The 22235-nt window shown below is 61.8% G+C and carries 19 protein-coding genes and 1 pseudogene; 14 read left to right on the top strand and 6 right to left on the bottom strand.

From position 1 onward, the window contains the following. Positions 1-49 precede the first annotated feature (49 nt). From MJP36_RS01525 to MJP36_RS01480, 10 genes are all read left to right on the top strand, one after another. Entirely contained in the window at positions 50-943 is an 894-nt protein-coding gene (locus tag MJP36_RS01525; protein ID WP_060755472.1) for a TauD/TfdA dioxygenase family protein, read from the top strand. A 26-nt stretch (positions 944-969) separates the two neighbouring features. Continuing rightward, positions 970-1821 (top strand): ABC transporter ATP-binding protein, encoded by an 852-nt coding sequence (locus tag MJP36_RS01520; protein ID WP_104995133.1) that lies wholly within the window; start codon positions 970-972, stop codon positions 1819-1821. 12 nt (positions 1822-1833) lie between these two features. After that, positions 1834-2685, top strand: a complete 852-nt coding sequence (locus MJP36_RS01515; RefSeq protein WP_104995134.1) for an ABC transporter permease — start codon at positions 1834-1836, stop codon at positions 2683-2685. Between the two features lie 51 nt (positions 2686-2736). Next, complete coding sequence (locus MJP36_RS01510) at positions 2737-3657, top strand: LysR family transcriptional regulator (protein WP_060755475.1); 921 nt, start codon at positions 2737-2739, stop codon at positions 3655-3657. A 232-nt stretch (positions 3658-3889) separates the two neighbouring features. Next, positions 3890-5425, top strand: coding sequence for an MFS transporter (locus MJP36_RS01505; RefSeq protein ID WP_244384720.1), 1536 nt, complete (start codon positions 3890-3892; stop codon positions 5423-5425). A 15-nt stretch (positions 5426-5440) separates the two neighbouring features. Then, positions 5441-6499 (top strand): HlyD family secretion protein, encoded by a 1059-nt coding sequence (locus tag MJP36_RS01500; RefSeq protein WP_161547545.1) that lies wholly within the window; start codon positions 5441-5443, stop codon positions 6497-6499. Further along, positions 6496-7941 carry an efflux transporter outer membrane subunit gene (locus MJP36_RS01495; RefSeq protein WP_104995136.1) on the top strand — a complete coding sequence of 482 codons (1446 nt, stop codon included), beginning with the start codon at positions 6496-6498 and terminating at the stop codon, positions 7939-7941. Before MJP36_RS01500 ends, MJP36_RS01495 begins: the two co-directional genes overlap by 4 nt. Before the next feature lie 73 nt (positions 7942-8014). Further along, the gene (locus tag MJP36_RS01490) at positions 8015-8524 is read left to right on the top strand and encodes a sigma-70 family RNA polymerase sigma factor (RefSeq protein WP_161547548.1); all 510 of its coding nucleotides are present in this window, start codon (positions 8015-8017) and stop codon (positions 8522-8524) included. Continuing rightward, positions 8521-9471 carry a FecR domain-containing protein gene (locus tag MJP36_RS01485; RefSeq protein ID WP_244384718.1) on the top strand — a complete coding sequence of 317 codons (951 nt, stop codon included), beginning with the start codon at positions 8521-8523 and terminating at the stop codon, positions 9469-9471. The genes MJP36_RS01490 and MJP36_RS01485 overlap by 4 nt, the downstream gene beginning before the upstream one ends. 92 nt (positions 9472-9563) lie before the next feature. Continuing rightward, the gene (locus MJP36_RS01480; RefSeq protein ID WP_244384717.1) at positions 9564-12014 is read left to right on the top strand and encodes a TonB-dependent siderophore receptor; all 2451 of its coding nucleotides are present in this window, start codon (positions 9564-9566) and stop codon (positions 12012-12014) included. A 7-nt stretch (positions 12015-12021) separates the two neighbouring features. On the opposite strand, the gene MJP36_RS01475 is transcribed toward MJP36_RS01480, so the two are convergent. The 5 genes from MJP36_RS01475 to MJP36_RS01455 all read right to left on the bottom strand — a co-directional run bounded on the left by MJP36_RS01475 (position 12022) and on the right by MJP36_RS01455 (position 17053). Beyond that, entirely contained in the window at positions 12022-12681 is a 660-nt protein-coding gene (locus MJP36_RS01475; protein WP_244384715.1) for a protein phosphatase 2C domain-containing protein, read from the bottom strand. Positions 12682-12689: 8 nt separating this feature from the next. After that, a complete protein-coding gene (locus tag MJP36_RS01470) occupies positions 12690-13364 on the bottom strand; it encodes a hypothetical protein (protein WP_425226330.1) in 675 nt (224 codons plus the stop codon). Between the two features lie 26 nt (positions 13365-13390). Further along, positions 13391-14116: a hypothetical protein gene (locus MJP36_RS01465; protein WP_090367663.1), complete on the bottom strand. Its 726-nt coding sequence runs from the start codon at positions 14114-14116 to the stop codon at positions 13391-13393. Between the two features lie 82 nt (positions 14117-14198). Continuing rightward, positions 14199-14900: a DUF3142 domain-containing protein gene (locus MJP36_RS01460; RefSeq protein WP_244384714.1), complete on the bottom strand. Its 702-nt coding sequence runs from the start codon at positions 14898-14900 to the stop codon at positions 14199-14201. Next, the gene (locus MJP36_RS01455; RefSeq protein ID WP_244384713.1) at positions 14897-17053 is read right to left on the bottom strand and encodes a PA5441 family protein; all 2157 of its coding nucleotides are present in this window, start codon (positions 17051-17053) and stop codon (positions 14897-14899) included. Before MJP36_RS01455 ends, MJP36_RS01460 begins: the two co-directional genes overlap by 4 nt. Before the next feature lie 163 nt (positions 17054-17216). Here MJP36_RS01455 and MJP36_RS01450 point away from each other — a divergent pair, with 163 nt between their 5' ends. From MJP36_RS01450 to MJP36_RS01435, 4 genes and pseudogenes are all read left to right on the top strand, one after another. Continuing rightward, positions 17217-17987 carry an efflux RND transporter periplasmic adaptor subunit gene (locus tag MJP36_RS01450; protein ID WP_104995139.1) on the top strand — a complete coding sequence of 257 codons (771 nt, stop codon included), beginning with the start codon at positions 17217-17219 and terminating at the stop codon, positions 17985-17987. Next, entirely contained in the window at positions 17984-19303 is a 1320-nt protein-coding gene (locus MJP36_RS01445; RefSeq protein ID WP_244384711.1) for an efflux RND transporter periplasmic adaptor subunit, read from the top strand. Before MJP36_RS01450 ends, MJP36_RS01445 begins: the two co-directional genes overlap by 4 nt. Further along, a pseudogene (locus MJP36_RS01440) lies at positions 19303-21400 on the top strand (site-2 protease family protein). The gene MJP36_RS01445 and the pseudogene MJP36_RS01440 overlap by 1 nt, the downstream one beginning before the upstream one ends. 13 nt (positions 21401-21413) lie before the next feature. After that, a complete protein-coding gene (locus MJP36_RS01435) occupies positions 21414-21929 on the top strand; it encodes a GNAT family N-acetyltransferase (RefSeq protein WP_060755487.1) in 516 nt (171 codons plus the stop codon). Here the strand turns inward: MJP36_RS01435 and MJP36_RS01430 are convergent. Continuing rightward, positions 21905-22213, bottom strand: a complete 309-nt coding sequence (locus MJP36_RS01430; protein WP_244384709.1) for a hypothetical protein — start codon at positions 22211-22213, stop codon at positions 21905-21907. The genes MJP36_RS01435 and MJP36_RS01430 overlap by 25 nt on opposite strands. Positions 22214-22235 lie beyond the last annotated feature (22 nt).

Below are 22235 nucleotides of genomic sequence, written 5' to 3'. Positions count from 1 at the left end.
AGTTCTTATATCTATAAAGTCACTCCCCAGTCCGACCGGGAGTGCCCACATGTCCGCCACCTCTACTGTTCCAACAGCGACCTCAACCGCCCAGCTCTTCGAGATCCGCCCACTCCCTGGCAGCGTCGGCGCCGAGATCATCGGCCTGGACTTGTCGCGCCCGGTCAACGACCAGGACTTCGCCCGCATCCACCGCGCACACCTAGACCACCATGTCGTCGTGTTCCGTGACCAACGCATCACCCCCGAACAACAGATCGCCTTCAGCCGCCGTTTCGGTGTGCTGCAGATCCATGTGCTCAAACAGTTCCTGCTGGCCAATCACCCGGAAATCCTGATCGTCTCCAACATCATCGAAAACGGCCAGTCCATCGGCCTGGGCGATGCGGGTAAGTTCTGGCATTCGGATCTGTCGTACAAGGAACTGCCTAGCCTGGGTTCGATGCTGCACGCCCAGGAGTTGCCGTCCGAAGGCGGCGACACGCTGTTTGCCGACATGCACAAAGCCTGGGACCAACTGCCTGAACATTTGCGCAAAGCGGTGGAGGGCCGCAGCGCCGCTCACTCATACACGGCGCGTTACAGCGAGACCAAATTCGAGGGCAACTGGCGCCCGACCCTGACCCCCGAGCAACTCGCTCAGGTCGCCGAAGTAGTGCACCCCATTGTGCGCACCCACCCGGAAACCGGGCGCAAGGCGTTATTTGTCAGCGAAGGCTTCACCACGCGCATTGTCGACCTGCCGGAAGACGAAAGCCGCGATCTGCTGGCCCAGTTGTACGCCCACAGCGTGCTGCCGCAAAACATCTACCGTCACCAGTGGCAGCCCCACGACATGGTGTTCTGGGACAACCGCTCGTTGATTCACCTCGCCGCCGGCTGCCCGAGCCACCTGCGGCGCAAGCTGTTTCGCACCACTATCCAGGGCGATGCGCCGTTCTGAATCCCATTCCCGGCAAGAGAGATGAAATGAACGCGCCCCTGCAAGGCCACGCGGCCAGCACTCTGAATACGGCTCAACCGTTGTTGGCGGTGGACAACGTCAGCCTCGAATACCGCACGCCCGAGCGTGTGGTGCGTGCCACTCACCAAGTCAGTTTCGAGATTGATCCGGCCGACCGCTACGTGTTGCTCGGCCCATCGGGCTGCGGCAAATCCACGTTGCTCAAGTCCATCGCCGGGTTTATCAAACCTTGTGAAGGCGAGATCCGCCTGCTGGGGCAAAAAGTCGAACAACCAGGCCCGGACCGTATCGTGGTGTTCCAGGAGTTCGACCAACTGCCGCCCTGGAAAACCGTCAAGCAGAACGTGATGTTCCCCTTGCTGGCGTCTAAAACCCTGAAGCGTCGCGACGCCGAAGAACGGGCGCTGCACTACCTCGACAAAGTCGGCCTCAGTGCGTTCGCCGAGGCTTATCCGCACACCCTGTCCGGTGGTATGAAAGCCCGCGTGGCCATTGCTCGCGCCTTGGCCATGCAGCCGAAAATCCTGCTGATGGACGAACCCTTTGCCGCCCTCGATGCCCTGACCCGCCGCAAGATGCAGGAAGAGCTGCTGCGGCTGTGGGAAGAAGTGCGCTTCACCCTGCTGTTCGTAACGCACTCCATCGAAGAAGCCTTGGTGGTGGGCAATCGCATTCTGTTGCTGTCGCCCCACCCCGGGCGGGTGCGTGCTGAAGTCCACAGCCATCAATACGACCTGCACAGCCTTGGCGGTGTGGAATTCCAGGCATCGGCGCAGCGCATCCATCGCCTGCTGTTCGACGAAGCGCCTGAAGCCGAGCGCGAGTTGGGTTTCGCCGATATCCGCATCGCTTACTGAAAGGGGCTGCCCATGCGTCAGGAATTTGAAATCAACCTCGAACCGCTGCTCAGCGTTCCCGTGGAGCGCGAGCTGCCGTTGCGTCAACGCCTGTGGCAACAAGGCTGGCTGCGCAAAGGCTTGATCCTGGTCGTGCTGGCGATCCTCTGGGAAGCTGTCGCGCGTTATCAAAACAACGACCTGTTACTGCCCAGCGTTCTGCAAACGACTCAGGCGCTGTTCGATGGCCTGCTCAGCGGCGAACTGCTGACTAAGGTCAGCATCTCGCTGGCGGTGTTGATCAAGGGATACCTGATCGGCATCGTACTGGCGTTTGCCCTGACCACGCTGGCGGTGTCGACCCAGCTGGGTCGCGACCTGCTGAGCACGCTGACCTCGATGTTCAACCCGCTGCCGGCGATTGCGTTGTTGCCGTTGGCGCTGCTGTGGTTCGGCCTGGGGCAGAACAGCTTGATTTTCGTGCTGGTGCATTCGGTGTTGTGGGCCTTGGCGCTGAACACCTACTCCGGTTTTCTCGGTGTTTCCGAAACCCTGCGCATGGCTGGACGCAACTATGGGCTCAAGGGCATGCGCTTCGTGCTGTTCATCCTGATCCCGGCGGCGCTGCCTTCGATCCTGGCCGGCCTGAAGATTGGCTGGGCATTTGCCTGGCGCACCCTGATCGCCGCCGAGCTGGTGTTCGGCGCCACCAGCGGAAAGGGCGGGTTGGGGTGGTACATCTTCCAGAACCGCAATGAGCTGTACACCGACAAGGTGTTTGCAGGGTTGGCCGTGGTGATCTTGATCGGCCTGTTGGTGGAAAACCTGGTGTTCAACACCTTCGAGCGGCTTACGGTGAAGCGTTGGGGCATGCAGCGCTCCTGACCCTGCTAGGATTGCACCCCATTCACTCCCCACTGATCACGAGTGCTTGGCATGCAACTACCGGATATGAACCTGCTGGTCGCCCTCGACGCCTTGCTCGACGAGGGCAGCGTAGTGGGTGCCGCTCGCAGGATGAACCTCAGCCCCGCGGCCATGAGCCGTACCCTGACACGTATTCGCGAGGCCGTGGGCGACCCGATTCTGGTGCGCGCCGGACGTGGCCTGGTGCCGACGCCCAAGGCTATTGAGCTGCAAGGCCAGGTGCGCAACGTGGTGGAGCAGGCGGCGCTGCTATTCCGCTCGGCGGATCAAGTGGATTTGAGCACCTTGCGCCGCCGTTTCAGCGTGCGTGCCAATGACTTCTTTATCGGCGTGTATGGCGGTCGGCTGTTCGACACCATGGAACGCATGGCGCCGTTGTGCGAGCTGTGCTTTGTGCCCGAGGGCGACACCGACGACGAAGCGCTACGCGAGGGGCGGCTGGATCTGCGCGTGAGCAACACCATGCCCGCCAGTCCTGAGGTGAAAGTGCAGAACCTGTTCTCCACCACCTTCATCGGCCTGGCGCGGGAAGGTCACCCGCTGTTTGACGAAGAGATCACCGCTGCGCGCTTTGCCAGCTATTCCCACATCAGTATTTCGCGGCGCGGCATCTCCCGTGGCCCGATTGATACGGCGCTGAATGCGCAGGGCCTGGAACGCCGCGTATCGATGATCGCCCCAGGTTTTCATGGGGCCATGTTCATGTTGCCCGATTCTGACCTGATCCTGCCGGTGCCGAAGGAAGCGCTCTACAGCGCCAATCGCTTGAACCTGCCGTTGCGGGCTTTCCCGCTGCCGATCTCCCTGCCGACCTTGGTCTTGGCTCAATCCTGGCACCCTCGCTTCGACAAAGACCCGGCCCACAAATGGCTGCGCGAGACCATGCGCGCGAGTTGCCATGCCACGTGGCTGGAGGCCCAGCCGACCTGATTCCTGAGGCGGGAGGGATAAAACAGTGGCAGGGGGCTCCTGTGGGAGGGGGCTTGCTCCCGATAGGCCGCGCAGCGGCCTCAAAATGGGACTGCTACGCAGTCCATCGGGAGCAAGCCCCCTCTCACATGGATTGCGTCTGACGCACTTATAACCTTCCAACAAGTAACTTTTTGTCATGGATTTGCCTGATTAGACTGCTCCGGTATTTCTAATGCCGAGCTGCCTGTTCATGACTTCCCTCGCTGCCCCCGCTCTCCAGGCCGCAGCCAAACCGACCGCGCTTACGCCACCGGCGTTCGGCCCGCGCATCATCATCGGCCTGGTCGGCGTGCTGCTGGCGGTACTCGTATCTGGTCTCAACGAGATGGTCACCAAGGTTGCCCTCGCCGACATCCGGGGTGCGCTGTACCTCGGCTTTGACGAAGGCACCTGGCTGGTCGCCGCCTACACCGCGACCTCTGTGGCGGCGATGGCCTTTGCGCCTTGGTGCTCGGTGACGTTTTCCCTGCGCCGCTTCACGCTGTGTGCGATCGGTTTGTTTACGGTGCTTGGCATCCTGTGCCCGTTCGCGCCGAACTACGAAAGCCTGCTGGTGCTGCGCACGGTTCAAGGCCTGGCGGGTGGCGCGCTGCCGCCGATGTTGATGACCGTGGCGCTGCGCTTCCTGCCGGCCAACGTCAAGCTGTACGGCTTGGCCGGGTATGCGCTTACCGCTACCTTCGGCCCGAGCCTGGGTACGCCACTGGCGGCGTTGTGGACCGAATACGTCGGCTGGCAATGGGCGTTCTGGCAGATAGTCGCACCGTGCCTGTTGGCCATGGCCGCGGTGGCCTACGGCTTGCCGCAAGATCCGCTACGTCTGGAGCGCTTCAAACAGTTCAACTGGCGCGGCTTGCTGCTGGGGTTCCCGGCGATCTGCATGCTGGTGATCGGCCTGTTGCAGGGCAATCGCCTGGACTGGTTCGAGTCGGGCCTGATCACCTTCCTGTTGAGTGGCGGCAGTCTGTTGCTGGTGCTGTTCATGCTCAATGAATGGTCGCACCCGGTACCGTTTTTCAAGTTGCAGATGCTCGGCCTGCGCAACTTGGCGTTTGCCCTGATCGTGTTGGCTGGCGTGCTGGTGGTGCTGACGTCGGTGATCATTATCCCGTCGAGTTTTCTCGCCCAGGTCCAGGGTTATCGCCCACTGCAAACCGCGCCGGTGATGCTGCTGATGGCACTGCCGCAGTTGATCGCGCTGCCGTTGGTGGCGGCGCTGTGCAACCTGCGCGGGGTCGATTGCCGGTGGGTGCTGGGGATCGGTTTGAGCCTGTTGGTGCTGTGTTGCGTCGGCAGTTCGCACCTGACCTCGGCCTGGGTTCGTGACGATTTCTATGGCTGGTACCTGTTGCAAATCTTCGGTCAGCCGATGGCGGTGCTGCCGCTATTGATGCTTTCCACCGGCAGCATCCAGCCGATGGACGGGCCGTACGCTTCGGCCTGGTTCAACACCATCAAGGGGCTCGCCGCCGTGGTCGCCACCGCCGTGCTGGATACCTTGACCACACAGCGCCTGCATTTTCACTCGACCCTGTTGGTGGACCGCCTGGGCAACTCGCCCCTGGCCGACGGCGACTCACCGGGCCTGGCCCGGCGCCTGCACGAACAGGCCGTGGTGCTCACGTCTTCAGATCTCTACTACGTCATGGCCGCGGTCGCGGTGGCGTTGATCCTGCTGATTTTCTGGATGCCCACGCGGATCTTTCCGCCTCGCGCACCGACCTAGCCCAAAGGACTTCTCATGAAACGCAAAGACAAAATAGCCGTCTCCGTTATTGCGGTGTTCGCCGTGGGTGTGCTGGTTTACCTGGCCGTGCCGCAGCTTCTGGCCAACAAGCGCCAGACCACCAACGACGCTTTCGTCGCCGCCGACTTCACTTTGGTTGCGCCGCGCGTGGCGGGCTTCATCAAGGAAGTGCTGGTGGAAGACAACCAGCGCGTCAAAGCCGGCCAACTGTTGGCGCTGATCGACGACCGCGATTTTCGCGCCGCCGCCCAAGCGGCTGATGCGGATACCTTGGTGGCCCAGGCCCAATTGAAAAATGCCAACGCGACCCTGGAGCGCCAAAGCTCGGTGATCGCCCAGGCCCAGGCTACGGTGGCGGCTGATCGCGCCGAAATGGCCTTCGCCGAACACGAGTTGAATCGCTACAACCACCTTGCTGGTGTCGGCGCAGGCACGGTGCAGAACGCCCAGCAAGCCAAGACCCGCATCGATCAAGCCACCGCGCGTCTGGCCAAAGCCACGGCGGTGTTGGCGGCCGAGCGCAAGCAGGTGGAGATTCTCACCGCTCAGCGTGATGCCGCCGAAGGTGGACTCAAGCGTGCCCAGGCCGCGCTGGAAATGGCCAGTTACCAGCTGTCCTACACCCGCATCGTTGCGCCGGTGGATGGCATGGTCGGCGAGCGTGCGGTACGGGTGGGCGCTTATGTGACGCCGGGCAGCAAGATCCTGGCGGTGGTGCCGTTGGCCGAGGCCTATGTAGTGGCCAATTTCCAGGAGACGCAACTGTCGCATATGCAGGCTGGCCAGGCGGTGCAGGTCAGCGTCGACAGCCTCGACGGCGAGTTGCTCAAGGGGCATCTGGAAAGCCTTGCGCCCGCCACCGGAGTGACCTTTGCCTCGATCAAACCGGATAACGCCACGGGTAATTTCACCAAGGTGGTACAGCGGATTCCGGTAAAGATTGTCCTCGAACCCAACCAGCCGCTGACCGAGCGCCTGCGCGTCGGTATGTCGGTGGAAGCCAGCGTCGACACGCACGCAGTCGCGCAGCCGCGTGAGGTGGCCCAGCAATGAGACAGATGGCCTGGCTTACCTTGAGCCTTATCAGCCTGAGCGCGTGTACCGTTGGCCCGGATTTCCAACGGCCCCAAGGTCCACACGTCACGCAATGGAGCCAACCCCAGGGGCGTCAGGCCGCCAGCCGTGCAGTGACCGACCCGTTGCAGGAGCGCTGGTGGGACGTATTCCACGACGCACAACTGTCGGCGCTGACCCGGCGTGCGCTCACCGACAATCTTGACCTGAAACTGGCCAGCAGCCGTCTGCAACAAAGCCGCGCCGTGCGCCAGGTGACCACCGCTGAGCGTTATCCCAACCTCGTTGCAGCGGGCGGCTATCAGCGCAAACGCAACAGCGGCAAAGGCTTGAGTGACCCGTCCGGCGAGAACGGTCGCGCAGCGTTCAACCAGTGGGATGCGGGCTTCTCCGCCGCTTGGGAGCTGGACTTCTGGGGCCGGGTCAAACGCGAAACCGAAGCTGCCGACGCTACGCTGCAAGTCGCTGAAGACGACCGCCGCGCTGTGCTGCTTTCGGTGCTTGCCGAGACCGCTCAGGACTACATCCAACTGCGTGGCGTACAGAACACCCGCGCCGTCACCGAGCAAAACCTCGACGTCGCTCGCCACAGCCTCAAGCTCTCGCAATTGCGCCTGGCCGATGGTGTGGCCACGGATCTGGATGTCGCCGAAGCCGCTGCCCAGGTAGCGGCCATCGAAGCGCGCCTGCCGGAGTTGCAGCAACGCCAGGACCAGCTGATCAACGCCCTGAGCCTGCTGATGGGCGAGCCGCCACAGGCGCTGCATGCGCAATTGTCAAAGGACGCCGCTGTGCCACAAACCCAGCGGCAGGTCGCTATAGGCCTGCCGTCGGAACTCGCGGAGCGTCGCCCCGATATTCGTCAGGCCGAGGCCCGTTTGCATGCAGCCACCGCCAACATCGGTGTGGCCAAGGGCGACTTCTATCCGCGTATCACCCTGTCCGGCAGTCTCGGTTCGCAGGCCATGCAACTCGCCGATTTCGGCTCCTGGGGCTCTCGCGCGTTTGCCTTCGGTCCGCAGTTGAGCTTGCCGCTGTTCAATGGCGGGCGCCTGCAAGGCATGTTGAATTTGCGCGAAGCCCAGCAGCAGGAAGCGGCGCTGGCGTATCAGCAAACCGTGCTGCGGGCCTGGCACGAAATCGACGACCAGTTGACTCGCTACAACGCCAGCCAACTGCGGCGCGACAGCCTTGCCGAAGCCGTGCGCCAGAACCAGATCGCACTGACCACGGCACAGCAGCAGTACGTTGAAGGCGTGGTGGATTTCGTCAACGTGCTCACCGTGCAAAGCGCTTTGTTGGCGACGCAGGAGCAATGGGTGGAAAGCTCCACCGGCGTGTCGCTGGCGATGGTTGGCTTGTACAAAGCCTTGGGCGGTGGTTGGGAATCGGTGTACCCGCTGCAAACCGCGAAGCGCTGAATCACAAAGAGTTTTGTCAGTCGCGAAATAAGGTGTAATGATAATTGCTCTCAATAGTGTATCTGAGCTTTTCATGGACACCGCGACTGACGGCCAGCACCCGCTTCACCTCCTGTACCGCGATCATCATGGTTGGTTGCAAGGCTGGCTGCGCAAGCGCCTGGGCGACCGCGAGCACGCCGCCGACGTGGCCCAGGACACCTTCCTGCGCCTGCTGGTGTCCGGACGTTTCCCCGGTGACAAGGAGAGCCGCAGTTACCTGGCGCAGATTGCGCGCAACCTGGTGATCGATCAATGGCGGCGCCTGCGCATCGAGCGTGCCTACCTGGAAAGCATTGCGCACCTGCCTGAACCGGAGTCGCCGTCGCTGGAAACTCGCGCGCTGATCCTCGAAACCCTGCTGCAGATCGACGCCATGCTCGACCGCATGCCCGACAATGTGCGCCGGGCGTTCTTGCTGTCGCAATTCGAAGGCTTGAGCTACGCCCAGATTGCTGAGCGCCTGGGGGTTACCGTCAGCTCGGTGCAGAAGTACATGACCCGTGCCATCGTCGCCTGTTACCACGTGGCCTACGCCGAATGAAGCGCGACGCGCCCATCGCCCCAGCCATTGTCGAGCAAGCCAGCGAGTGGCTGATGTTGCAATGGGGCGGTGACCTGCAGGGTGAACGGCGCGAGGCGTTTGCCCGATGGCAGGCGGCTGACCCGGAACATCGCCGCGCCTGGCAACGTTTGCAGCAACTGCAGCACACCCTTGGCGCAGTGCCGGCCGAGAGCGCCCGCGCCGTACTGCGCGACACCCCGGACACCCAGCGCCGTGCGGCCCTCAAGCTGCTCGGCCTGCTGCTGGTCGCCGGCGGCAGCGGCTATCTGGTGCAGCGCAGCGAACCCTGGCAAGCGGCTTTCGCCGAGCACCGCACCACCACGGGCGAGATCCGCCGCGTGATCCTCAGCGACGGCACGCGGGTCGACCTCAACAGCGACAGTGCGTTTGACCTGCGCTTCAGCGACAGCGAGCGGCGCCTGCGTCTGATTCGTGGCGAGGTCCTGCTGACCAGCGGTCACGACCCGCTGCGCCCGCTGATCGTGCAAACCCCGGCCGGTGATGTGCAAGCGTTGGGCACGCGTTTTTCCGTGCGCGAATTGCCCGATGGCAGCCGTGTCGATCTCTATGAAGGCCGCGTGCGCGTCAGCCCTTGGAAGGGTGCGGCGGTGCAGATGAATGCCGGTGACAGCCTGTGGTTCAACGAGCGCGAAAGCTCGGCCTTGCCTGCGGTGAATGCTAACGCCAGCAGTTGGACCGAGCATCGTCTGATCGCCGAACGCCAGCCGCTGGGTGAGTTTGTCGCGCAGTTGAGTCGCTATCGGCCGGGCGTGTTGCGTTGTGATCCGAACGTTGCCGATTTGCGGCTGACCGGTGTGTTTCCGCTGCGTAATACCAACGCAATCCTGGCAGCCTTGGAGCGTTCGTTGCCGGTGCGAGTGCAGACGGTGACGCGCTTCTGGGTGACCATCAAGGCCAGGGTCTGAAAATATTCTGGTCAGCGCTTGTCGGTTTGCGCGCCTCGCTCGGGATAGCTCTTGAAAGCCAATCAAGAAGCGTTCTCACGGGGAGTCCAGCCATGCCGCACCACCCAATCCAACCCTTGGCCCGCGCCCTGCGCCGCAGCCTGTTCGTCAGCCTGCTGGCCACGGTGCCCCTGGCGCCAACCCTGGTTCAGGCCCAAGAGGGCAGCGAAGCCCGGCATGCCTATAACATTCCGGCGGGGAGTCTTGATCAGGCGCTTAATCGCTTCGCCAGCGTTTCGGGGATCTTGCTGTCGGTGGACGCTTCGCTCACTCAAGGCAGGCGTAGCGCGGGCCTGCAAGGCCAGTACGCGGTTGCGGATGGGTTGGGGCAATTGTTGGCGGGCAGTGGGTTGGTCGCGGTGCAGTCCCAAGGCAGTTGGTCATTGCAGGCGATTGCCGAAGGCGGCGCGGTGCAGTTGGGCGCTACGCAAATCAGCGGCGAAGCGCAGGAAAGCGCGTGGGGGCGGGTGGACGGCATCGTGGCCACGCGCAGCGCCTCCGGCAGCAAGACGGATTCGGCGCTGGTGGAAATTCCTCAGACCATCAACGTGATCAGCGCCGCCGAAATCAAGGCGCGTGGCTCACAGAGCGTCACCCAGGCATTGCTCTACACCCCGGGCATGAGTGCCGGCGGCTTTGCAGACCGGGTCAAGTTATTCGACGAACCCACTTCCCGCGGTTTTGCTCCCGTGCCGTTGTACCTGGATGGGTTGCACTTGCCCTACGGTGGCGGCAGTACCGGTGGCGCGTTGCAGATCGAGCCCTATGGGTTGGAGCGTATCGAAGTGCTCAAAGGCCCGGCCTCGGTGCTGTATGGGCAGAGCCAGCCCGGTGGCATCGTCAACATGGTCAGCAAGCGGCCCAGCGAAACGCCGATTCATCAGGTCGTGCTGGAGGCCGGCACGTACGCGCATAAAAGCGCCGCCATCGACCTGAGTGGCCCGCTGGATGAGCAAGGGCAATTCCTCTACCGCCTGACCGGGCTGGCCAATGACGGGCAGGACGAAATCAACTACGTCAAGAACAGACGCCAGTTCATCGCGCCCAGCTTCACCTGGCGCCCCAACGACGACACCCACTTGACCCTGTTTGCTCAATACCAGAAAGACAAAGGTGTGCCCGAAGCCCAAGGCTTGCCCGCGTCCGGCACGTTGTGGGCCAACCCCAACGGCAAGATCAAGCGCGACCTGTTTCTTGGCGAACCCGGCGTGAACCAATACAACCGCGAGCAGTACGTGCTGGGTTACGAGATCTCCCATCGTCTCAACGACACCTGGACCCTCAAGCAAAATGCACGTTATGCCGAGGTGGACGACCGCTATACCGCGCCACTGCACGGCTACGCCTTCGTTCCTAACCCGGTGACCGGTGTGCAGGACCAACGCTATCTGCAACGTTTTGGCGTGGACTGGGCGCAAAACAACAAAGTGTATGGCGTGGACAGCATCGCCCAGGCTGAATTCGACACCGGTGTGTTGGCTCACACCGCTATCGTTGGCCTGGATTACTACCATTCCAACTCGCTATTCCACGGCCTGTATGACCGCAACCCACCGGTCATCGATTTGTTCAAGCCGGTCTATGGCCAGCGCCTGAATTTCGGCCAGCCTTACCGCTGGGATCGCTCCATCACCCAGACCGGCCTGTACGCGCAGGACCAGATCAAGCTGGATAAATGGACGCTGGTGCTGGGCGGGCGCTATGACTGGGCCAATGTGGTGAACAAGGAACCGCTGGCCGATACCCGCTTCGCCAGCAAGGACCAGGCGTTCACTGGTCGTGCCGGGTTGGTGTACCTGTTCGATAACGGCCTGGCGCCCTTCATCAGCTACTCGCAATCCTTCCTGCCACTGGCCGGCACCGACGCCACCGGCAAGCCGTTCGAGCCCTCGACGGGCAACCAATATGAAGTCGGCATGAAATACCAGCCGCCAGGGCAGAAGAGTTTTGTGCAGGTTTCGGTATATCAACTGGATCAGAAAAACGTACTGACCACCAACCCTGTGGACACCACCTTTAGCACCCAAAGCGGTGCCATGCGCTCACGGGGTGTGGAGCTGGAAGCCAAGGCCGCCCTCAGCGACGCCTGGGAAGTCATTGCGTCGGCTGCGCGCAACGACATCAAGTACACCAAGGACAACGACGGCCGCCAAGGTCGCCATCCTGCCGGCATCTCGCCGCTCACTGCGTCGATGTGGGTCAACTACAGCGTACTGGGCAACACACCCTTGGCCGGCCTCGGCGCGGGCTTGGGCGTACGTTATGCGCGCCAGAGCCTGGGCGATTACTACGAAGGTGCCTTCAGCGTACCCTCATACAGTGTCTACGACGCCAGCCTGAGCTACGACTTGGGTCAGTCACCGCTGCAACTCAAAGGCGTGAAACTGGCGATGAACGTGCAGAACCTCACCAACAAGACCTACGTGTCGCAGTGCACCGGTGACCTGGATTGCTATTACGGTGAAGGGCGCACGGTGGTGTCGAGCCTGACCTACGACTGGTAGACGTGTGCTAGGTCCGCAATAACATAAAGGTGGCGTCATCTTCGGTTGAGTGCCCATCAAGGGTCTGCTCAGCTATAGCCTTGATCTGGTTTTCGACTGACAGCTCTGCCCAGAACCCATCGGTTGCCAGTATCCATGTTGTGTCTTTGATGATTTGCAGGATTTGAATGTGAGGCTCATGCGCACGACGGTGGCTCATGCAGTTGAGCAGGGTTTTGCGCGCGGGGTTGCTGGCGATGGCTGAGTGGCTCAAATCACCTCTCCAGTTGGGACCACAGTGGGGAGCATTGAGCCAGTTCACCCGCTGATCGTCGTCCAAGTAGCCTATGCAGCAGTCCCCTGCGTGAATGGAAACGGCCGTTTGCCCCACTACCAGTAGCGTCAGGTAACTGGTGGAGGCAAATGGAAAGTCTGCGGAAAGGTTTGAATGCACGTCGTCGAGTAAGGTAAGTGCCAACCGCATTGCCTTGTCAGGACATGATGCGATGGAGGGCGCTGCACGGGTAAAGGACTCAAGAAGGTAGCGGGTCAGTGTTCTCGCCAATTCGCCACTGTTCGGCTTAGAGGAGCCATCGGCGATCACGTAGAGATAAGCGTCCGAGTTCTGTGCTGAGCCGCTGACATCGCAGTTTTCGGCTCTGTCAGCACCTTGACGGCTGAGGCTCAAGTACCGGATCAAGTAGGCACTCCGAATCCAACCAGGGTCGTTAATCGTTCGAGAAGCAACGCCTCTCGATCAGAGTCCTGAGCGGTGCTTTGGATCACGTCCTGAAATGCGGGTAACTTCAGAAACGCCTCAAACTGCTCGCTTACAAAACGGCGCAGTTCGATCGGTGCTTGCGCCACTTCTTGAATGAGTTCTTCCCGACCGTCCAGTAACGCGACGATGTCTTCAATATCATTGGACATCAGCATGTCACCCCGACCTCGTCCTTGATATGCCTGTAGTTTTGCGGCGAGAAACCACGGAGCGGCAAATGTCTTGATGAGTGTTCCGCTGGGGAGTTTGTAGTCGACGGCATTTTCTAATCCGCCGACAAACCAGCTATTGGAAAAGCCCAGTACCTTTTCATCCGTTGGCATGAAGTCGACCTTCAGATGACCTAGTCTCAGGCGGCAGGTGACGGAGTCCTGGCCGGTATTTTTGAAGCCTCGGGGTTTCAAATTTCCTTCCAGGCGATACCAGTCGGCGGTGCCAGTCAGATGAATGACTAGGTCAACATCATCCGTGCCGCGAATCGACTCTAAGGTGTATTCGTCAGTGATAAGCAAGATGGTTGTACATCCACCGACAAACGCTACATGCTCGCGTAGGTCACTGCCCAGCGCATCGGCGACTTCTTCAAGCATTTGCAACATCATTTCCCGGTTCGATGTCACAAGATCCACTCCCGTAGCATGGCGTCAGCGATTTTGGTTTCACGAGGACCACCGATGCGAATGGCGTCCACTAGTGCAAGGAAGTGATAGAGCAATTCATCTTTTTTGACTGCTACCGGTACGGTTTTGAATAAAGGCAGCACTTGCTGCCCTTTCCTCTTCCCGTTGGCGTCGGGCCAGACGGGGATGAGATCACCACCACTCATGACCTTGCCTGCCATTATTGGGGCGGCAAATGCGGTTGGAATGCCGCGTACGATAGGACCTGGCTTGGCGGGAAATACGTAGCGAATTGCATATTTTACGAAGTCCAGTAGAGCGGTGTTTCTGACGGTTGGTTTTCCACTCGATAAGTCGGTGAAGATAAGACCAATCTCCCGGCAGCGATTAAGCGAGTTGGATACTTCGCTCTTGCTCAGTGCGAGGGAAGCCGACAAGGCCCTGACGGAATAGCTTTCAAGGTTGGGTGGAGTGGTGGCGTCTTCGCTGTCCTCCCATCCTTCCCATTTCTCTACAGGTGAAAGTTCGATTTTCTCACTATTTCCTGTAAGGCGCAGATTGAGAACGTGATCCAAGTAGTCTGGGGATGCCTCCGGTGCAAGCAGCATCGCTTCCTCAAAGTCGCGTTTGAGCGTGAACTCTCGCTTCTTGACTCTCTCGCCTCTGGCCTGCAGGTCCAGACTGATCAGCTTGAAGAGTATTACAATGTCTTGACTTTTCATTCATGCTCGCATTCCAGTGTCCACCGTCCATGGACTGTGGACAAAAACTTTCATGTCTACGGCACCCATGTCAAGAAATTTGTCAATTCTGCAAAAACACCACATACCCTCGAAACCACTCATTCCCTTGCAAATACCCCGGTGCTTCCCATTCCCCGCCTTGAATCAGCCCCACCTTGAACGGCAATCCCAATCGATTCATCCGGGGTAAGTACGCCGCGTAATCCGGGATGCTATGGCGGCCCTGATAGGTCTGCACCACCACCTCATCCACCACGCCCTTGAGCTGGGCGATGGCCGCCGGGTCGGCGTTGCTGCTCCAGTCCATCAGGCCGGTGATGCTCAGGCGCAGGTCGGCGGGCAGGCGTTGGCGCAGATTGCGCAGGAAGGCTGCGTATTCATGCAGGTATTGGGTGCGGGCGTCGAAGTCGATCTGGATCCCGACCACCGGGTTGCCGGCGTCGCGCCAGCGTTGCACCTGGCCGAACACTTGGGTGTAGATCTGCTCCGGCCAATGCAAGGTGTGGGCACGGTACACCACCCAGACCTCGCCTTGGGTGAGGCGCGGTACGCTGATGCCCTGGGCGATCAATTGCACGCCGCGCCGTGGCGCGCGGCGGGTGGAGTTGATCTGGCCCTGCAGGATGTACAGGGTTTTGGCCTGCTTGAGCACCGGCTGCGGCGTGACGCCGCTCCATAGCCAGAAGGCGTCGTAGTCGCCGGCGTCAACAGCGCCAAAGGCCGGGCTTGCCAACAGCAGCAAGCCGAGCCACAGGTGCTTCACCAGTAGTACTGCAGAGACTTGCCCCACTCGGTGTCGGCAAAGCTGGTTTTGAGCTGGCGGAACCACGCCTTGCGCACGGCCGGTTCAACTTCATTGCCACCGCAGCTGTTATAGCCTGACGGCGCATAGCAGTTGATGGCGCGGAACAGGGCATAGGCCTTGTCGTTCTTCGGAGCCTTGGCGTTGGCGATGACGAGTTTGTAGCCGTCGAGCCGCGAGAAGGTTTCACCCTTGAAGTCCGACGCCGTACTGCCCAGGCTGCCGGCGGCACGGGCTTGTTCCAGCGGCATGCCGTCCAGGCCGTTACGCAGGATGAACTCGCCGAAGCAATTCAGGCCCTGCGGGTTTTTCGCGTCGTTTTGCAAGGTTGCTGCGGTTTGCGCGATGCTCGGGCACGCATAGCCGGATTCGGCTTTGTCCCCGTTCCACTGGAACATTTTCAGGCTCTGGCCTGAGGTATAGACGTAGCCCAGGCTGGTGCCCAGCTTGTCTTCGGGCGCCGGGGCCGGCAGTTGTTTGAAGTCGGCGGCGAAGTCGGCGAACTGGCTGTGCAACAGGTCTTTATAAAGCAGCACGAATTGCGCGGTGTTGCGCTCCACGGGGTCACTGGCCTTGGCCAGTTGTTGGCGCAGCAGGTCCGGCCCGGCCACGTTGCGCAGCAGGATGTAACGCACTTGCTGGGCGCTGATCGGCGAGTCGGCGGCAAACACCTTGGCCAATTGGCCGCTGCGTTCGTAGTTCATGGCCAGGGCCAATTCCAGCTGGTCACGTTGCAGTGGCAGCTTGGCCAGCGGGAGCAATTGCAGCCACAGCGACTCGGCGGCTTTCCAGTCTTTTTTCTCCTCCAGGGCCAATGCGCGCAAGGTCTGTTGGCTGAAGGCGAAATAATCCAGGCTCGACGGCACTTCCTTGGGTAACAGCTTCAAGGCGTTGTCGGGCTGATGCTCGACGTACAGCGCGTAGGCCGCCTGTACGTAGTCGAACTGAGCCGGCTCATTGGCAAACACGCCTTTCTGCCCGTCGAGCTCTTCGCGAGTCAGTTCCGGCGGGGTATGGGCGCGCATCGCCATCAGGTCGGTGACCAACTGAATCATGGGGTTTTGCACGGTGCTGCGATTGACCATCAACAGTTTGAGGTCGGCTTCTTCCACCAGTTCTTCCAGCGACGCGTTGCGCTGTGTATCCGTCGCCTGGGTCAGTTGCCACGCATAGGCCTCGGCCAGTTTGTCGGTATCATCCGCCAGCCAGTACACCCGGCGCAGCAGGCCACGGGCCGAGGTGGCGTAAGCGCCCTGTGGATAAATTTTCAGGTAACCGAGGAAGCCCTCTTCGGCGTTGCTCAGGGCCGACTTGTCCACACGTTCGAGCTTCGGCATGCCGTATTCGTCGAAGGCCTCGGCCTGTGCCTGGTTCAGCGAGGTGCGGGCGGTCATGTACAGCGCGGTTTCTTTCAGCCAGGGCAAGGTGCTGCTGCTGGCAGCGGCAAAACCGCGTTCGGCGTCGCTGAAGCGCCCGCTGTAGAAGTCGGCGGCTGCTTGCAGATAGGTACGCAGCAGTTGGCCTTCGGGCGACTGAATCTGTTGCGGCTCCACGACCTGGCCATTCCAATCGCAGGTGGCGAGCAACTGCACACGGGCTTTGACCAGCACGTCGCGCTCGGCCGCCGGCATGTCGGCCTTGACGACTTGGCCGATAAACGCCGCGGCGCTGTCGTCATCATTGCTGCGGCAACGGCTGCCTTCACCGCTGAGGAAGGCTTGGCCGGCGGCCTTGCTATCGCCGCGCTGGATGCCCAATGGCGCGAGCAGTTCGTCAAGCCCGGGGGCCGAGGAGTCGTCTGCTTCTGCGGGCGGGGTGTCATTGGACGTCAGGCGATACACCGGGAACGGCACCGGACCGAAGCCTTGCTCCAGGTCGGTGTCATTCAGTGCGTTGGGTGTCAGGGGCATCGCCTGTTTATCTGCCAGTAACAGGCGCAGGTTGACCCGGCTGTCATTGCCCGGGCTCAGGAAGGGCAGGTTGCTGCAGCCTTCAAGGCTGTCGCGTGATACCCGCCAGTCGGGGTAGCACGAATCATCGCCGCTGGCCTGGGCTTGGAAGGAAAGGCCGGCGAGCAACGCCAGACCCAGAGGAGGCAGAAAACCGATGCGCATGACGTGTCCTTTGATCCTGAGTCCTTGGAGGGTCGCAATCATAACGTACGCCTGCGAAGACGTCGGTAGCGCCCTACAATAAATTCAGATTTATCCGTTTTCGGTAGTGGCAATTTGATTTGCCTGCCCTAGACTGCCGACATCATCAGGGAGTAGTTACCGCATGGAGCCGTTACGTAGTTGGGTGTTTGGAGTTTCATGTCTGATGGGCCTGACGCAACTGGCCATGGCGGACGACCCGTTGTTGGATCACCCCCCTGCGGCGGCGACCGGCGCCGACGAGGCGCGTGGCGTGTTGCGTGCCCGCGACCAGGCGATGCTGGCCAGCGAGCTGTCGGGGCGGATCGTCGAGTTGCCCTTCAGCGAGGGCGAATCGTTCAAGAAGGGCGACACTCTGGCACGCTTCGACTGCTCGGCCTACCAGGCCCAGCTCAATGCCGCCCAGGCCGCCAGCCGTGGCGCCGGTGAGGAGCTTGCCCACAACAAACAACTGGCGGCACTCAACTCCGTCGGGCGTTTTGAAGTGGCCCGCGCCGAAGCCAAACTCACCGAGACCCAGGCTCAAACCCAGGTTTATCAAGTACAGGTCAAACGCTGCAGCGTGCTGGCGCCGTATGACGGCCAAGTGGTGCAGCGCAAGGTCCAGCGTTACGAAAGCGTATCGGCCGGGGCGCCGTTGCTGGAGATCGTCGATAACCACAGCCTGGAAATCCACCTGCGGGTGCCGTCGCGCTGGATGGGCAAACTCAAGCCCGGGCAAACCTTCAATTTCACTCCCGACGAAACCGGTCAGGCATTCACGGCCACGGTCAAGCGCCTGGGTGCTCGTATTGATGAAGGCAGCCAGACACTGCTGCTGGTCGCCACCTTGCCGAACGCTTCCGGGCTGCTGGCAGGCATGAGCGGTACTGCCCGCTTTGCGCAATTGCAATGAACGCACCGCTGGCGGGCCACGCCGAGCGCGTGTTTGCGCAGTTTCTCGATCTTGAGCGTCAGATTCGTGCGGCGCGTACCACCGAGCAACTGGCCTACAGCCTGGCCAACGATGGCCAACCACTGTTTGGCTATCGCCATGCCGCCCTGTTGATCGCCGGTAAGGTGCGGGCGGTGACGGCGGTGAGCAGCGTCGATCCCAACGCGCCGTTCGTGGCTTTTGTCGAACAAGCGGTGGCGCAGTTGCACAAGCTGGCGATGAGCCAAACCGCACGGGTGGTGCCGGCTGAGCAATTGAGTGGTGCGGTGCAAGCCGATTGGCAGAGCCTGTCGGCCGGGCATGTGTTCTGGTTGCCGTTGATTGACCCCCAGGGCCGAGTGTTCGGCGGCCTGTGGCTGGCGCGGGACACGCCGTGGAGCCCGGCCGAGCAAGTACTGCTGGCGCAACTGGGCGACACTTGCAGCCATGCCTGGCATGCGTTGCAACCGCGCCAGCCGTGGCGCTTGCGCCTGACCCGCAAACGCCAGATAGCGGCGGTGGTGGCGTTGCTGCTGACGCTGCTGATCCCGGTACATCAGTCGGTGCTGGCGCCCGCCGAAGTGGTGCCGCTGGCCGGGCAAGTCGTCGCGGCGCCGCTGGATGGGGTGATCGCGGAGTTCCTGGTCAAACCTAACCAGACGGTGAAAACCGGCGACCTGTTGCTGCGCTTTGAAAGCACCACGCTGACGGCCCAGGCCGATGTGGCCGCGCGTGCGCTGGGCGTGGCCGAGGCGGAGCTCAAGGCCAATTCCCAGCGTGCCTTTGCCGATGCCGAGTCCAGCTCGAAGATTGACCTGCTGGCCGCCCGCGTCGAGCAAAAACGTGCTGAACGTGACTATGCACGTGAGCTGCTCAAACGTAGCGAAGTGCGCGCCGAACGCGACGGGATCGCCGTATTCGCAGATGCCGATCGCTGGACCGGTAAACCGGTGCAAACCGGCGAGCGGCTGTTGCAGATCGCCGATCCGGCCCAGGCGGAGTTGCGCATTGAATTGGCGGTGGGTGATGCGATTGCCTTGGCGCCCAATGCCCAGGTCGCGTTGTTTCTCGACAGCGACCCGCTGCAACGTCACCTCGCGACCCTGCAACGGGTCGCCTATGAAGCGCAGCCCACACCGGGTGGGCAGTTGGCCTATCGCCTCGATGCGCAATTCGATGATGCGCCGCCCCGTATCGGCCTGCGCGGTACCGCGAAACTCTATGGAGAGCGGGCGCCGCTGGCCCTGTACCTGCTGCGCCGGCCGCTGGCAGGCTTACGCCAGAGCGTGGGTCTCTGATGAGCCTGCCCAGGCTGCGCGAAGACCTGCAATTGTCCGCCGCCGGCGCCGCGTTGGACGGCTCGCCGCGCTGGACCCTGGCCGACCCGGTACGTGGGCGTTATTTCAAACTTGACGCCAGCGCGATTCGTTTGTTGCGTCACTGGTCGCTGGGCGATCCGGAAAAAGTCCTGCAGGCCGCCAACCGCGAACCGGGTTTGCCCCTGGAGGGTCGCGAAGTGGAGGAGCTGCTGAACTTTTTGCGTGCCCATGACCTGATCGCCGCCTTCGACCCGCAGCAGCGGGCGAGTTACCCCTATAAAGCGGCCGCGCAAAAGCGCAGCCTGTGGCAGGTGTTGCTGCATCAGTACCTGTTTTTCCGCATTCCGTTGTGGCGCCCGGATGCGTTTCTCAACCGTGTATGGCCTTGGCTGGCACGCTTTGGCCCGGGATTGTTGCGTTACGGCTTGCCGATCATCCTGGGCTTGGGCGTGTTTCTGGTCGCACGCGACTGGCAGCGTTTCCTGGCGACCTTCCCGCACCTGTTCAGCCTCGGCGGCGCCCTGGCATTCGGTGTGGCGTTGTTTTTCGCCAAGCTGTGCCATGAATTCGGCCATGCCTTCATGGCCAAGCGCGCCGGGTGCCGGGTGCAGAGCATGGGCGTGGCGTTCATGGTGTTGCTGCCGATGTTCTACACCGATGTGAGCGACGCGTGGCGGGTCAATGATCGCCGTGCGCGGTTGATGATCGGAGCCGGCGGGGTGATGGCCGAGTTGTTGCTGGCGTGCATTGCCCTGCTCGCATGGTCGTTGTTGCCCGACGGTCCGGCGCGCACGGCGGCGTTCATGTTGGCCAGCGCGACTTGGCTGACCACGTTGGCGATCAACCTCAACCCGTTCATGCGCTTTGATGGTTATTTTCTGATCAGTGACTGGTGGGGCGTGGATAACTTGCAAGGCCGCGCTTTTGCACTGTGCCGTTGGCGCCTGCGCGAACTGTTGTTCGGTTATGGCGAGCCGGCGCCGGAGCCGTGGTCGCCGACGATGCAACGACGCTTGCTGGGGTGGGGTTACCTGGCGTGGCTGTGGCGGGCGGCGCTGTTCCTGGGGATTGCGCTGGCGGTGTATCACCTGTTTTTCAAGCTGCTCGGGATCTTCCTGATGCTGGTGGAACTGGTGTGGTTCATCTGCTTGCCGGTCTTCAAGGAGTGGCGCGAATGGTGGAGTCGTCGCACCCAGGCCCATGCCCCCCGGGTGTTGCTCAGCAGCCTGGGCCTGCTGTTGCTGCTGCTGGCGCTGGTGGTGCCGTGGCGCAGCGCCGTGGAGTTGCCGGCCATGCTCGAAGCCGGACGTGCCAGCGCATTGCATGCGCCCGTGGCGGCGCGGGTCAAGCAGGTACGGGTGGCCGATGGCGAGGCCGTCACCCAAGGCCAGGTATTGTTCGAGTTGGAGTCGCCGGATCTGGAAGCGCGACAAAGCATCGTGCGCCGTGAAGTGGAGATTCTGCAGTTGCAGATGCGTCGCCAGGCCGGGCGCACTGAAACGGCGGCGGATGCCGGGATCAACGATCAGCGTCTGTCCCAGGCCCTGGCCGAATACCGAGGCCTGGCTGCCCAGCGCGAGCGGTTGCTGTTGCGCGCACCCCATGCAGGCACGGTGCGCGATGTGTTGCCGCAATTGAGCGTGGGCCGTTGGCTGTCGCCCAAGGATTCGCTCGCGCAAGTGGTGGAAGAGGGGGGCACGCCTGCGGGGTTACCTGGCCGAGGCAGAGTTGTGGCGGGTAGCCCCGGGCGCCACCGGGCGCTTTATCGCCGATGACCCGATGCATGCCGCTATCCCTGTCGAATTGACCGATATCGACACCAATGGCGTGGCCTACCTGGACCAGGAGGCACTCACCTCCGACCACCATGGGCCAATCGCCGTACGCCGTGATGAAAACCAGCGCCCGGAGCCGGTGCAGGCCCAGTACGGCGCGCGGTTGAAAAGCGTGCAACCGATCCAAACACCCCGCCAGCCCCTGCGCGGTGTGGTGGTGTTGCAAGGGCGCAGTGAGTCGGTGCTGGGCGTCGCCTGGCGTCGGGCGGCAGCGTTGGGGGTGCGAGAAAGCGGGTTCTGACAGGAGTTGAACGATGTTGAACAAGGATGGCGCCCTGGCGCAGGGCTTGGTGGTCCGCCCGTCACGCAGCAGCGATGGGCCGTTTTTGCAGAGCCTCTACCGTTCGGCGCGTGCGGATCTGCAATGGATCGATGGCGAGCAGGCGTTGGTGGAGGCGGTGATTGCCCAGCAGTTCCAGGTGCAGGAACGAGGGATGGACGAGCATTTTCCCGGCGCCCTGCATTATGTGATCGAGAAACTGGCCACGCCCATCGGTGCGTTGAGCGCCGACTTCGGGCCTGCTGAAATCCGTGTGTTGTACCTGGCTTTCGTCCCTACCGCCCGTGGGCAAGGCTTTGGTCGTGCGGTGTTGCAAGGGGTGCAGCAGGCCGCTGCCCAAGTGTGTTGCCCGGTGGCGACGGTGGTGTGGGCGAGTAACCCCCATGCGCGCCAGCATTATCTGGCGCTGGGGTTTGAGGTGGAAGAACAGACACCCGCCGCGCAGCGCCTGGTGTGGTACCCGTCTCAGTTGAAAACGATGCAGAAATAACCGCGCTGGGTGTCGCGGCCCATCGCGGGTTCGCGGGATACGAACACGTTTTCCAGGCAACTGTCCCCCAGAAGCAGGCGGCAGAGGCCGTCGACGAAATCGGTCGGTACGAGGCTTTCGAGCAACACGCTGAACGCCGTGCGTGAGCCGCCAGGCAGGCTGGCCTTGGGGGCGGGGGTGAGGCGTTGGATCTGGATGGGCAATGCAGAACCATCGGGCAGGTAAAGCACGCTGGTCTGGTTCAACAAAGGCTGGAAATGATTGAGGGTCATCAGGTTCAGCATAAGGCGGCTCCACTTGGGAAAT

Origin of the sequence: Pseudomonas palleroniana, from assembly GCF_022836895.1 — a bacterium.
Lineage (GTDB): Bacteria > Pseudomonadota > Gammaproteobacteria > Pseudomonadales > Pseudomonadaceae > Aquipseudomonas > Aquipseudomonas palleroniana.
The sequence above is the reverse complement of the archived record's forward strand: the minus strand, read 5'-3'. Positions and strand labels throughout refer to the sequence as shown.

Bases quoted from the DNA above. Each gene is read 5' to 3' on its own strand.
- MJP36_RS01525 (WP_060755472.1), top strand. From the start codon at position 50: ATGTCCGCCACCTCTACTGTTCCAACAGCGACCTCAACCGCCCAGCTC.
- MJP36_RS01520 (WP_104995133.1), top strand. From the start codon at position 970: ATGAACGCGCCCCTGCAAGGCCACGCGGCCAGCACTCTGAATACGGCT.
- MJP36_RS01515 (WP_104995134.1), top strand. From the start codon at position 1,834: ATGCGTCAGGAATTTGAAATCAACCTCGAACCGCTGCTCAGCGTTCCC.
- MJP36_RS01510 (WP_060755475.1), top strand. From the start codon at position 2,737: ATGCAACTACCGGATATGAACCTGCTGGTCGCCCTCGACGCCTTGCTC.
- MJP36_RS01505 (WP_244384720.1), top strand. From the start codon at position 3,890: ATGACTTCCCTCGCTGCCCCCGCTCTCCAGGCCGCAGCCAAACCGACC.
- MJP36_RS01500 (WP_161547545.1), top strand. From the start codon at position 5,441: ATGAAACGCAAAGACAAAATAGCCGTCTCCGTTATTGCGGTGTTCGCC.
- MJP36_RS01495 (WP_104995136.1), top strand. From the start codon at position 6,496: ATGAGACAGATGGCCTGGCTTACCTTGAGCCTTATCAGCCTGAGCGCG.
- MJP36_RS01490 (WP_161547548.1), top strand. From the start codon at position 8,015: ATGGACACCGCGACTGACGGCCAGCACCCGCTTCACCTCCTGTACCGC.
- MJP36_RS01485 (WP_244384718.1), top strand. From the start codon at position 8,521: ATGAAGCGCGACGCGCCCATCGCCCCAGCCATTGTCGAGCAAGCCAGC.
- MJP36_RS01480 (WP_244384717.1), top strand. From the start codon at position 9,564: ATGCCGCACCACCCAATCCAACCCTTGGCCCGCGCCCTGCGCCGCAGC.
- MJP36_RS01470 (WP_425226330.1), bottom strand. From the start codon at position 13,364: ATGCTTGAAGAAGTCGCCGATGCGCTGGGCAGTGACCTACGCGAGCAT.
- MJP36_RS01465 (WP_090367663.1), bottom strand. From the start codon at position 14,116: ATGAAAAGTCAAGACATTGTAATACTCTTCAAGCTGATCAGTCTGGAC.
- MJP36_RS01455 (WP_244384713.1), bottom strand. From the start codon at position 17,053: ATGCGCATCGGTTTTCTGCCTCCTCTGGGTCTGGCGTTGCTCGCCGGC.
- MJP36_RS01450 (WP_104995139.1), top strand. From the start codon at position 17,217: ATGGAGCCGTTACGTAGTTGGGTGTTTGGAGTTTCATGTCTGATGGGC.
- MJP36_RS01445 (WP_244384711.1), top strand. From the start codon at position 17,984: ATGAACGCACCGCTGGCGGGCCACGCCGAGCGCGTGTTTGCGCAGTTT.
- MJP36_RS01435 (WP_060755487.1), top strand. From the start codon at position 21,414: ATGTTGAACAAGGATGGCGCCCTGGCGCAGGGCTTGGTGGTCCGCCCG.
- MJP36_RS01430 (WP_244384709.1), bottom strand. From the start codon at position 22,213: ATGCTGAACCTGATGACCCTCAATCATTTCCAGCCTTTGTTGAACCAG.